Raw genomic sequence first — 11925 nt, forward strand, 5'->3', positions numbered from 1 at the left:
CCTTTCGGTGCTCAGGGGGTTGTTCTGGGGATGGATGTGAAGTTCTCGGCCGCTGTGCGCAGGCACATCGCCAGCGAGGTCGCGCCGGCGTCCGGGGTGCCCACACTACGCTCGGCGAGCGGTCGCGCCCGGCCCACCTTGGGTCTCAGATCGGCGGTCGCCTGCGCCGCCTCGGCCGCGACCTCGGTCGCCGACCGCCAGGCATCCTGCCACTCCTCGCCCTCGGCCACCCGCTTCTGCAGGTCTTCGACGAACGGGAGAAACGCATCCAGCATGGTCTTGTCTCCGGGTGCGGCGCCGCCGAGAGTGATCAACGCCTCGTAGCCGTCCCGCATTCCGGCCGCAACGGTGGTGGAGTCGGGTCGGCCGGTGTCACCGAGTCGCGCACCGACGGCCGACAGCAGCGCACCCCAGAGCACTCCCGAGGTGCCGCCCGCCTTGGCCGCCCATTCCTTGCCCGCCGCGGCCAGGACCGTACCCTGGCCGGCTCCGGCCTCGACCGCGCTCTGGGCGGCTTCGGACGCTGCGGTGGAGCCCTTCACCATGCCCCTGCCGTGGTCGCCGTCCCCGGCGACGGCGTCGATCCGCCCCAGCTCGGCTTCGGCGTCGGCGAGCATCGTGGCCATCGCGGCGAGCACCCGGGCGACAACCCGGCCGCCGCTGCGTCCGGCGTCGTCGGCACGCTCCGCCAGGGCCGCCGGGGTGGCCTCGGTGGTCAGCTCGGCGGCGGTACGCAGTTCGGCGGTACCCTCACCGGCCGCCTGCGCCGCGGCCCCCTTGCGGTAGGCCGGCGTGTCGGCAGGCGCGGTCCAGTACCGCTCAAGCTCGTCGTCGAGCCACATCACCGTCAGCGAGCAGCCCGCCATGTCGAGACTGGTAACCAGCTCACCGACCTCCGGTTCGACGATCTCGTAGCCGCGCTCGCGCAACAGTGCCGCCACGGAGCCCCAGACCACGAACAGCTCTTCGTACTTGGTCCGCCCCAGACCATTGAGAATCACCGCGATCCGCTTCGACGCCGTGGCCGGCTGGTCGGCAAGCACACCGTCGACCAGCTTCTCCGCCAGGGCCGACGCGGACGGCATCGGCTCGTCGGCGACACCCGGTTCCCCGTGGATGCCGAGGCCGACACCCATCATGCCCTCCGGGACGGTGAACAACGGGTGGTCAGCCCCCGGCAGGGTGCACCCGTCGAACGCCACCCCCAGCGTGCGCGTCGCGGCATTCGCCGATTCGGCGACCCTGACCACCCCGGCGAGGTCGAGACCGTCCTCGGCTGCCGCGCTGGCGCATTTGAACACCGTGAAATCGCCTGCGATACCACGTCGTTTCGCCTCCTCGCCGCGGGGGGCGCTGGCGATATCGTCGGTGACCGCGAAGTAGTGGGCATCGATACCCTCGCTGCGCAGCTGCGTCACCGCGAGCCCGAAGTTCATCACGTCACCGGCGTAGTTGCCGGTGGTCAACAGCACACCGGCGTCGCCGTGGGCAGCCCTGGCGACCGAGGCTGCCTCTTCCGCCGAGGGCGAGGTGAAGATGTTGCCGACCACCGCGCCGTCGGCGAAACCGACGCCGACCGTCCCGCAGAATGCGGGATAGTGACCGGAGCCGCCACCGATGACGACGGCGACCTTGCCCGGCCTGGTCCGGTGGGCGCGGACGACTCCGCCGGGCACCCCGGCGACATACCGCGCGTTGGCATCCAGGAAGCCGGTCAGCATGTCCTCGGTGAATCGGGCAGGGTCGTTGTAGAGCTTGGTCATCGCAGACGTTCTCCGGTCTCGGTGTCGAACAGGTACACCCGCTCGGCCGGGGCGGTCACCGTCACCTGTTGCTCGGGTTCGTGGCGCTGCTCGGCGGGGGTCTGGACCACCACACCCTCCTCGATTCCCGGCACGGTGCTGGTCGCCAGACCGAACTCCAGCAGGTGTTCGAAGTATGCCACCGTGGCGGCGACGCCCTGACCGTCACCACGGGCCGACAGTGCGCAGTCCTGCGGCCGGACGCCCACGGTGACCCTGGTCCCGTCGGGCACACCGGTGACCGTGGTGTCCAGCAACCCCGCTCCGGACCCGATCTCGACGCGTACCCGGCCGCCGTGGACCCGCGTGGTGCCCGGCAGCACGTTGATCGCCGGCTCACCGACGAACTCCGCGACGAACAGGTTCGCGGGATCGTCGAAAACCTCGTCGGGAGTGCCGAATTGCTGCACCACACCGCCGTCCATGACGGCGAGCCGGTCGGCCAGCGACAGGGCCTCGACCTGGTCGTGGGTGACCACGATGGTGGTGTATCCGAATTCCCGCTGCAGCACTTTCAATTCGCGGCGCACCCGGTTGCGGGCCGAGGCGTCCAGATGGCTGAGCGGCTCGTCGAGCAACAACACCGGTGGATTGCGCACCAGTGCCCGCGCCAGCGCCACCCGCTGCTTCTGGCCGCTGGACAATCCCGCCGGGCGCAGGCCGAGGAGGTCGTTCATCTCCAGGCGCTCGCAGATCGAGTCGACCATCTTCTCGGCGCCCTTGACCTTGCGCGCCTTCAGGCCGTACAGCAGGTTGTCACGGACCGACATCGGCGGGTACAACGCATAGCTCTCGAATCCGACACCGATTCCGCGTTTGGCCGCGGGCAGCTGGGAAACCTCACGATCACCGATCTTGATCGACCCGCTGGTCACCGTCTCCAACCCGGCGATCATCCGCAGGGTCGTGGTTTTACCGCAGCCCGACGGCCCGAGCAGTGCGACCAGCTCCCCCGCCTGGATCTCCAGGTTGATGCCCTTGACCGCGGTAACGCTGTCCCGGCTCCTCGACGCATAGGTCTTGACCAGGTCTGAAAGGGTCAAGCTCTGCGCCGTCTGCTGCGTGGTCTTGTCGATCGCGACGCTCACTGCACTGCCTCCAGGGTCTGGTCGCCGAGCCGCGCGGTGTCACCGTCGCCCGGCGTGAACACATGCACATCGGATTCGGCGATACGCATCGTGACGTTGTCTCCCTCGCCGACGCCGTGCCGACCCGAGGTGAGCGCGATCAGCTGCGCGCCCCCCACGTCGACGGTCAACTCGATGTTGCGGCCCAGCCGTTCGGCGAGCACGACACGTCCGTGCAGTGAACCCTCCCGGCTCGTGACATGGATGTCGCTGGGGCGCAGGCCTACTCGCACCCGATCCCCCCGTGCGCACTGCACGCCGGCCGGCACCGGAACATCCAGCGAGCCGTCACCGAGCCGGATCCGGCCGTCGTCGACGACGCCGTCGAGCAGGTTGATCTCGGGTTGACCGAGCGATCGCGCGACGAAGGTGTCGGCCGGTCGGCGCCAGATCTCGTCCGGCGTGCCGATCTGCATCACCCGGCCCTCTCGCATCACCGCGATGCGGTCGCCCAATGCCAGCGCCTCCTGGTAGTCGTGCGTCACGTAGACGGTCGTGGTGTTCGACATCGCGCCGAGCTGCTTGAGTTCGGCGCGCATCGACGCTCGCAGCTTGGCGTCGAGGTGGCTCAGCGGCTCGTCGAGCAGATAGGCATCGGCCAGGCCGGACCAGGACACGACCGAGCGCCACCCGCTGACGCTGCCCGTTGGACAGCTCGCGGGGCAGCCGGTTCTTGAGCGCGTTGATGCCCAGGGTCGTGGTGACCTGGTCGATCCGCTCAGCCTGCTCAGCCGCCGAATATTTGCCGCTACGACCGGATTTGAGCGGTGAGGCGAGGTTCTCGGCCACCGTCTTCTGCGGGTAGAGCGCGTAACTCTCGAAGGCCATCGCGACGTTGCGGTGGTAGGGCTCCACCGCGGTCATGTCGACACCGCCGATGGACACCGTGCCCGAATCGACGTCGACCAGGCCGGCGATGCTCTTCAACGTGGTCGTCTTCCCGGCCCCGCTGGGACCCAGGATGACGAAGAACTCGCCGTCGGCGATGTCCAGCGACAGGTCGTCGACCGCAGTGACCTTCTTCGAGGTCGCACCGTAGGTCTTGGTGACGTTGGCAATCGTTACCGTGGCCATCAGGCCTTCACCGCCCCGAATGACAGGCCCCGCACCAGATACCGCTGGATGGTCAGCGCGAGGATGAGTGGTGGCAACGCCGCGATCAGCGCCGCGGCGGCCGTGAGGTTGTAGTACGCCTGGCCGCCGCCGCCGAGGAACTTGGTGATGGCGACGGTCACCGTGCCGGCATTGCTGTCGGCCAGGATCAGCGGGAAGACGTAGTTGTTCCAGGCGAAGATGAACGCCAGCAGCGCCGCGGCGGCGATGCCGGGCCGCACGATCGGCAGCGCGACCATCAGGAACGCCCGGCGCCGGGTGTACCCGTCGAGCAACGCCGCCTGCTCGAGATCCTCCGGCAGATCCTGGAAGTAGGACCGCAGGATCCACACCACCAGCGGCATGGTGACCAGTTGCAGCACCCAGATCATGCCGACCTTGGTGTCGAACAGGCCGATCTGGTTGTAGATCACGAACAACGGCACGATGACCATGAGCTCGGGTGCGAAGCGGAAGGACAGCATGGTGAACATCAGGTCGTTGGAACCCTTGTACTGCCAACGGCCGGCGGCGTAGGCGGCGGGGATACCGATGATCAGCGACACCAGCACCGCGCCGCCGCAGTTGAGCAGGCTGGTCAGCAGCGAGGCCTTGAAATCCACGCTGGTCATCTGGGTGCCCCGATCGGACAGGACGGTGGCGAAGTTCGACCAGGTGGGACTGAACGAGAAGAAGGTGGTGGTCTGCTCCTCGGCGTTCTTCAGGGCCAGCATCAGCATCCAGAAGATCGGGAACAGCGAGAAGACGAACCAGAAGACCAGCCCGACATCGGCGGCGACGGCGCCGATGGACCACCGCTTCTGGCCCGGTTGAAGCTCAGTGCGGGACATCTTGAGTGCCATGGTCTATGACTCCGCTCCGGCAGCGCGGCGCTGCGCTTTTCCGAGCACGCTCACCAGGTAGCGCGCGGTGATGAACACGATGACCCACAGCAGCAGCATGTAGGTGCTGCCGCGCGAGTAGTCCAGGTTGATGATCGAGTCCTCGAAGGCGCCGATCTGCAGTGTCCGGGTGGCCACGCCGGGTCCGCCGGCGGTCAGCACGTAGATGTGGTCGAAGACCTTCAGGTTGTCCATGAACCGGAAGATCACCGCGACGAGGATGTAGGGCCACAGCATCGGCAGCATCAACTTGCGGAACATGTAGAACCACGAGGCGCCGTCGACTTCGGACGCCTCGAACGGCTCGCGCGGCAGCGATCGGATACCGGCGAGCACCAGGATGGCGACGAACGGCGTGAAGATCCAGATGTCAACCAGGATCACCGAGAACAGCGCATTGCGCGCCGACAGCCAGTCAAACGTGTTGCCCAGTCCCAGAACATGATTGAGCACCCCGAACTGCGGGTTGAACATCAGTTTCCAGATCACGCCGGCGATGACCGGAGCGATCATCAACGGCAGGATGAGCACCTTCTCGAAGATCTTGCCGATGATCGAGGAGCGATTGAGCAGCAGGGCCAGGCCGACGCCCAACACGGTCTCGATGAACGTCACCGCGAGCGCGAAGGTCGCGGTGACCTGGACGCTCTTCCAGAAGACCTGATCGCCGAGCACCGAGGCGAAGTTGTCGAACCAGACGAAATGCGGATCAGGGTTCACCGCAGCGTAGTTCAGGAAGGCGTAGTAGGCGCCGACCGCGAACGGGTACAGGATCCCGACCACGATCACCACGGCCGGCACCGACAGCAGGTAGGGACGCAGCCTGCGCCGCCAGGTCGGAACCTCGGGCAGGTCGCCCCGGCGCACTGCGGGCGGCCGGTCCGGCGACGTCGACGGGGCCTTGGAGGTCTGAGTTGTCATGAGTTCCACGGCTCCTAGAGATTGACCTTGGACGTGTTGGTCTTGGCGAGGCTGCGCAGGCGCGTCGCAGCGTCATCGCCGCCGTAGATGTCCTGCAGCGCGACCGCCCAGTTCTGCGTGGTGTCGAAGAACTTCTTCTGCGGGGTGAACTGGATCTTCGACTCTCCGATGACGGTCTCGAAGGTTTCGAGGTAGCCGTACTGGTCGGCCGCGACCCGCTTGAAGGTGGTGTCGAACACCGACTGCCGCACCGGATCCGCGTAGCTGCCGCCCTCGACGGCTTTGTTCATCGACTCCTTGCCGGTCACCCACTGGATGAACAGCCACGCCGGCAGCTTGTTGCGCGAGTTGGCGCTCATCGCCCAACTCCACGTCCACAGGTTGGTCTTGTAGTTGCCGTCCGGACCTGCCGGGCCGGGATACCACGCCAAATTGCCGGCCTCTTTGCTCGCACCCGGCTTGTTCTTGGGGTAGGTGGCGCTGTCGGCGTCAAACACCATCATCGCCGTGCCGTCACCGAGATCACCTGTGGCATTGGGATAGTCATAGGTCGTCCACGACGTGGGGCCGGCCTTGTGCTGCATCTCGATCCACTTCTTGGTGAAATCGATCGCCTTGTCGCTGTCCATCTCGGCCACCAGTTCGGAGCCGTTCCACGTGTAGTCGACCGCGCCCGCGCGGGTGTATTGCGTCATGAAGCCCGGATGGATGGTCGCCCAGGACTTCGACCCTCGGGTGGAGATGCCGTAGCGGTTCGCCGAGCGGTCGGTCAGATCCACCGCCAGCTGGATGAAGTCGTCGAAGTTGTCGGGCAACCGGGTGATGCCCTTCTCGTCGAAGATCCGCTTGTTGTAGGCGACCACATTGTTCTCGAAACCCCACGGGATGGCCCACTGTCCACCCGTCCCGAGCGGATTGCCGAGCGTGAAGTCCCACCGGGTGGATGTGCGCAGTCCGTCGAAGATGTCCTCGAAGTCGTACTCCGCACTGGTCGCCGAGGTGTTGCGCAGCCACGGGTCGAGATCCTCGATCCAGCCGGGTGGACCGTACTGCCAGATGAAGTAGGCGCCGAGCATGAACGCGTCGTGTTTGCCCGAGCCTCCGGCCAGCTCGGTGTTGAGCTTGGTGAAGTAGTCGGCCTCGGGCACCAGGTCGATGTTGACGTTGATGCCGGTGAGCTCGGTGAACTCCTTGAGCAACGGCTGGTACGAGAGCTGATAGGGATGCGGGGTCTGCAGGATGTTGATCGTCGATCCTGCGGCCTTGCGCCAGTCGAAGCCACCGGTGACGGCGTCGGCGCCGTTGGGTGCGCTCTTGCCGCCGCCGACCCCGCAGGAGCTCAGCACGGGCACGCTGGCCGCGGCCGCTCCCGCGACACCCATCGCCGCAAGCATCTGCCGGCGCGAGAAGTGCCGCCCGCGAGGCATGTTCGAGAATGTCATGTGCCGCCCTCCGTTCACGCGGGGATCAGGGAGACCTTGACCGATTCCTTGCCGCTGGCCACCAGGTCCAGCCCCTTCTGGAATTCGGCGAGCGGAAGCTGATGGCTGCAGATCTGGTCCATGGGCAGCACGCCGGATTCGATCATCTTGATCGCGGCCGGCCAGCAGTACGGCCCCAGGTGTGCACCGAGGACGTCGAGCTCTTTGTCGTCGCTGATGATGCTCCAGTCCACCGATACGTCACTGCCGAACACCCCGTACTCGACATAGCGGCCGAGCTTGCGTAACAGGTTGAGCCCCTGCGGGACTGCCGAGGGATGCCCGGTCCCCTCCAGGTACACGTCGGCGCCGTAACCGTCGGTGAGCTCTTTGACGATGGCGACGGCATCCTGCTCGGCGATGTTGATCGTGAGGTCGGCGCCGCAGCCCTTGGCGAGTTCCAGCTTCTCCGGTGCCATGTCGAGCGCGATGACCCGCATGGGGTTCTTGGCGCGGGCACCGGCGACCATGCCCAGACCGATCGGCCCGCAGCCGGCCACGACGACGGTGTCTTCGAAGGTGATCTGGGCCCGCTCCACAGCGTGCAGCGAGCACGACAAGGGTTCGGCGAAGGCGGCGTGGTGTGGAGCCACTTTGTCGGAGACTTTGTGCACCAGGGCTTCCGCCGGGTACACCATGTAGCTGGCCATCGCTCCCGGAGTACGGCGCTTGAAGCCGTACAGGTCGTGCGGCTGACACATGTGGTACTGGCCGCGCTTGCAGAATCGGCACTCCCAGCACGGCACGATCTGCTCGGAGACCACCCGGTCACCTACTTCGATTCCCCAGCGCGTCGCCGCCTGCTCGTCGAGTTCGACTACCCTGCCGACGAATTCGTGCCCCGGAATGACCATCGTCTCGGCCCATGCGGGCCGATTCTCGTCGCCCCAGAACTTCGCGGCCCCGTGGTAGCACTTGAGGTCGCTCGCGCAGATCCCGACCGCTTCCACCTTGATCAGCGCTTCACCGGGACCGCGTCGCGGGACGGCCACCTCCTCGAGTCGATAGTCATGGGGACCGTGGCAGACAACGGCCTGCATTTTCTCGGGAATTCCAGCGGACATGCGCATACCTCCATCTGTGTGCGCAGTCACAGTAGCGAGCGATGTGCACATCTGTCCAGAACGAATGTTCAGCAAAATTCTTTTCAGAGCAGATGTTCAATGCCATACTCTCTGCATGCCCCGGCCAGGCCCAGCCCACCCCCGCCGCTGCCAGCGCCGACGGCGCCGCAGCTGATGCGGAAGGCAGCCATTTCCCACCGTCGTTGCTCTACACGGCTTCTCGGCTCTACTACGAGGACGACGCCACCCAGGCCGAGGTGGCCGAGCAGTTGGGGACGAGCCGCGCCACCGTGAGCCGGTTGCTGGCCGAGGCCAAGCGCCTGGGCATCGTGCGTATCCAAGTGGTCCTGCCCGCCGAGGCGCGGCCCACCGAACTTGCCGACCGGCTGGCCCGCGCGCTGAACCTGCACACCGTCTACGTGTCCGCACCGCTACCGGCGCCGGGGCCCGGGCGTACGGTCATCGACGTGATGGGCCGCGCATTGGCACCCGTCACCGGGCGCGCGCTCAGCGAGGCGGGTCTGCTGCCAGGGGATGTCCTGCTCGTGTCATCGGGTCGCACCGTCTACGAGGTGGCCCAACACGAACTCACCCCGCTGCCCGGCGTGGTGGTGGCCCCGACCGTCGGCGGGAACGACCAGCCATACGAGTGGTACCAGACCAACGAGATCACCCGGCTGGTCGCGAATCGCGTTGGGGGCCGCGCCAATTACCTGTTCGCTCCGGCACTTCCGGGCCCGGGTCTCTATGGGTCGCTGCTCGATGATCCGAGCATTCAGCGCGTTATTCACCAGTGGCCGCACGCCAGGTGTGTGCTCATGGGGGTCGGCGCCCCACCCCTGACCCGCTCGGACGTGCCGCAGTTCGTGCCGGCCGCATCGTCGTCGCTGCGCCCCGCCGTCGGTGACGTATGCTCACGCTTCTACGACCGCAACGGCGAGCCCGTCGACTTCGACGGCGCGGACCGGCTGATCGCCCTAGAGCTCGACCTACTCCGTCACATCCCGGTGACCATCGCCGTCGCCGTCGGACGGGACAAGATCGACTCGATCACCGCCGGCGCGCGCGGCGGCTACTTCAACCGGCTGGTGACCGATCCGGCCACCGCGGAGGCACTGCTCAACGAGATCGACTCGACCAAGGAGGGTTCGTGACGACTGCGCTCGCTACCAGGTATGCCGGCGCGCAACGACTGGATGGCAAGCGCGCGTTGATCACCGGCGCGAGCAAGGGCATCGGAGCCGACATCGCCCGCGCGTTCGCCTCGGCAGGTGCACACCTGGTGCTCGGCGGCCGCGATCAGGGCGAACTCGACCGCGCGGGTCAGGCGCTGCACGAGGAGTTCGGCATCCGGACGTTCCCGGCCGCTGTCGATCTGGCCGATCGGGACGGCCCGACGACCCTCGCCCGGATGGCCGCAGACGCGTTCGGCGGCTTGGACATCCTGGTCAACAATGCCGGCATCTCGCACCCCGAAGCGGTCGTCGACACCCACCCGGATCTGTTCGACGCCACGATCGCCGTCAACTTGCGGGCGCCCGCACTGCTCGCCGCGCGGGTGGGAGCGCACATGGTCGAGCAGGGCACCGGTGGCGCGATCGTCACCGTGGCGTCCGCGGCTGCGCTCGCCCCGCTCCCCGACCACTACGCCTACTGCGCATCCAAGGCCGGCCTGGTGATGGCGACCAAGGTCCTGGCCCGTGAGCTCGGCCCGCACGGGATCCGCGCCAACTCGGTATGCCCGACGGTGGTGCTCACCGAGATGGGGCAGCGTGTGTGGGGCGAACCCGCCAAAGCGGCCCCCATGATCAACCGGATTCCGTTGGGGCGGTTCGCCATTCCCCACGAGGTTTCCGACGCGGTGGTGTTCCTGGCCTCAGACGCCGCCAGCATGATCAACGGCGTCGACATCCCCATCGACGGCGGCTACACGATGGGTTGACCGGTCAGACCGGCTCCACCTCGGCAAGGCGGTGCATCTGATCGCGGGTGCTGGGATACAACTGCGCCCATGTCCGGTACAGCTCGTCATATATCGCCTGGTTGCGCGGATCGGGTGTGATCTCGCGCGCGATAGTCGCCCAGTCCGTGTCGGCCGGTACCAGGCCGGCGCCGACGGCGGCCAGCAGCGCGCCGCCGTAGCTCGCTCCGATGGCCTGTTCGGGTACCAACTGTGAGCGCCCGGTCACGTCGCTGACCGCCTGCGCCCACACCGGACTCTTCAGCCCCCCGCCGACGGCGACGGTGCGGGTGCCCGAATGCGCGTCGTCGAAGCGTTCCAAGATCTGCCGGATCCCGAACGCGATCCCTTCGTAGGCCGCCCGGAACAGGTGCCCCCTGCCGTGCCGCAGGGTCAGGCCGGCCAGCAGGCCGCGAGCCTGCGGATCGAACACCGGGGTCCGCTCGCCGGCCAGGTAGGGAAGCATCAGCAAACCTTCACTGCCCGGCGGCACCGCCAGCGCCTCGGCGGTCAGCTCGTCGAAAGAGGCCCCACCGGTCAGGGTTTGAAGCCAACTGATCATGCTTCCCGCCGTGGAGGTGCCGGCGGCCAGCGCCAGGCTGCGCGGCTCCACGCCCGTGGTCGTCCACAGCGTCGGGTCGCTGTGGTACTCGTCGATCACCTGCACCAGGAACATGGTGGAGCCGTACATCAGCATCTGGTCACCTGGCCGGCGGACACCCACCGAATAGGCCTCGGAGTAGGCGTCCACGCTGCCCGCGACCACCGGCAGCCCCGCAGGCAACCCCGTCTCGCGTGCGGCGTTCGCCGATACCTCACCGACGATCTCGCTGGGCCAGACCAGCCGCGGAAGCGGCAGATGTCCGCAGATGCGGCCGGCCCACTCGCGGTTCCAGTCGAAATCGCGGGTGGCATAGAGCGGGTCACACTGGCTGGCGGTGTGGTGGTCCATCACGTATTCGCCGGTTAGCTTGGCCGCGATGTAGGAATTGGAGCCATACCAACCCCTCGCCGACTCGAACACCTTGGGCTCGTGCCTGCGCACCCATTCGATCTTGGGCCCGACCGCCTGGCTCGACAACAGGGTTCCCGCCCGATCGAGGATCGCCTCTTCGCCCAGTTCCTCGGTCAGCGAGACAATCTCGGCGTGGGCACGGGTGTCGATGCCGTACAGGATCGCCGGGCGCAGCGGACGCAGGTCCGCGTCGCACAGCAGCAGGCAGGGGCCCACACCGCTGACACACATCGCGGCCAGCCTCGCACCGGCGGGCACCTGCGCCGCCAGCGCCGCGCTGATGGCGCACACTTCCTGCCACCACACCGCTTCGGCATCCACCTCGGCCCAGCCCGGGCGGGGCAGATCCATCCCGTGCGGGATGGACTCGGACGCGATGACCGTGCCGTTCGTGTCGACCAGGACGCCCTTCGTGCTTCCCGTCCCCATGTCGATTCCGAGCAGCAAGTCCACTACTGCACCCTACGGTGCGACCGTGGCGATTCCCCCGGAAGCGACGGACCGGTGGTGGAGATCCGCACCTTCGGGCTTCTGATCAGGCGGATCACCGCTGATCTACAC

At 67.1% G+C, this 11925-nt stretch carries 9 protein-coding genes and 1 pseudogene; 2 read left to right on the forward strand and 8 right to left on the reverse strand.

Annotated elements, in window-relative coordinates; translation table 11 throughout:
- Positions 1-11: 11 nt before the first annotated feature.
- The 7 genes and pseudogenes from derK to eltD form a co-directional block, all read right to left on the reverse strand.
- Positions 12-1763 (reverse strand): D-erythrulose 4-kinase, encoded by a 1752-nt coding sequence (gene derK, locus C6A87_RS15695; protein ID WP_311113131.1) that lies wholly within the window; start codon positions 1761-1763, stop codon positions 12-14.
- The gene (locus C6A87_RS15700) at positions 1760-2890 is read right to left on the reverse strand and encodes an ABC transporter ATP-binding protein (protein WP_311113132.1); all 1131 of its coding nucleotides are present in this window, start codon (positions 2888-2890) and stop codon (positions 1760-1762) included. The genes derK and C6A87_RS15700 overlap by 4 nt, the downstream gene beginning before the upstream one ends.
- Positions 2887-4003: pseudogene (locus tag C6A87_RS15705) on the reverse strand (ABC transporter ATP-binding protein). Before C6A87_RS15705 ends, C6A87_RS15700 begins: the two are co-directional and overlap by 4 nt.
- Positions 4003-4884, reverse strand: coding sequence for a carbohydrate ABC transporter permease (locus tag C6A87_RS15710; protein WP_003932540.1), 882 nt, complete (start codon positions 4882-4884; stop codon positions 4003-4005). The pseudogene C6A87_RS15705 and the gene C6A87_RS15710 overlap by 1 nt, the downstream one beginning before the upstream one ends.
- Before the next feature lie 3 nt (positions 4885-4887).
- Positions 4888-5844, reverse strand: coding sequence for a sugar ABC transporter permease (locus tag C6A87_RS15715; RefSeq protein ID WP_311113133.1), 957 nt, complete (start codon positions 5842-5844; stop codon positions 4888-4890).
- Positions 5845-5858: 14 nt separating this feature from the next.
- Entirely contained in the window at positions 5859-7286 is a 1428-nt protein-coding gene (locus C6A87_RS15720) for an extracellular solute-binding protein (protein ID WP_311113134.1), read from the reverse strand.
- 14 nt (positions 7287-7300) lie between these two features.
- The gene (eltD, locus tag C6A87_RS15725) at positions 7301-8389 is read right to left on the reverse strand and encodes an erythritol/L-threitol dehyrogenase (RefSeq protein ID WP_311113135.1); all 1089 of its coding nucleotides are present in this window, start codon (positions 8387-8389) and stop codon (positions 7301-7303) included.
- Between the two features lie 92 nt (positions 8390-8481).
- Between eltD and C6A87_RS15730 the strand changes: the two genes are divergently transcribed.
- Together C6A87_RS15730 and C6A87_RS15735 are read left to right on the forward strand one after the other, a co-directional pair.
- Complete coding sequence (locus C6A87_RS15730; protein WP_311113136.1) at positions 8482-9543, forward strand: sugar-binding domain-containing protein; 1062 nt, start codon at positions 8482-8484, stop codon at positions 9541-9543.
- A complete protein-coding gene (locus C6A87_RS15735) occupies positions 9540-10331 on the forward strand; it encodes a glucose 1-dehydrogenase (protein WP_311113137.1) in 792 nt (263 codons plus the stop codon). The genes C6A87_RS15730 and C6A87_RS15735 overlap by 4 nt, the downstream gene beginning before the upstream one ends.
- Positions 10332-10335: 4 nt before the next feature.
- Here C6A87_RS15735 and C6A87_RS15740 read toward each other — a convergent pair whose 3' ends face one another.
- On the reverse strand, positions 10336-11817 hold the full coding sequence (locus C6A87_RS15740) for an FGGY-family carbohydrate kinase (RefSeq protein WP_311113138.1): 1482 nt from the start codon (positions 11815-11817) through the stop codon (positions 10336-10338).
- Positions 11818-11925: the final 108 nt, after the last annotated feature.

The sequence above is a fragment of the Mycobacterium sp. ITM-2016-00317 genome, from assembly GCF_002968295.1.
Classification (GTDB): Bacteria; Actinomycetota; Actinomycetes; order Mycobacteriales; family Mycobacteriaceae; genus Mycobacterium.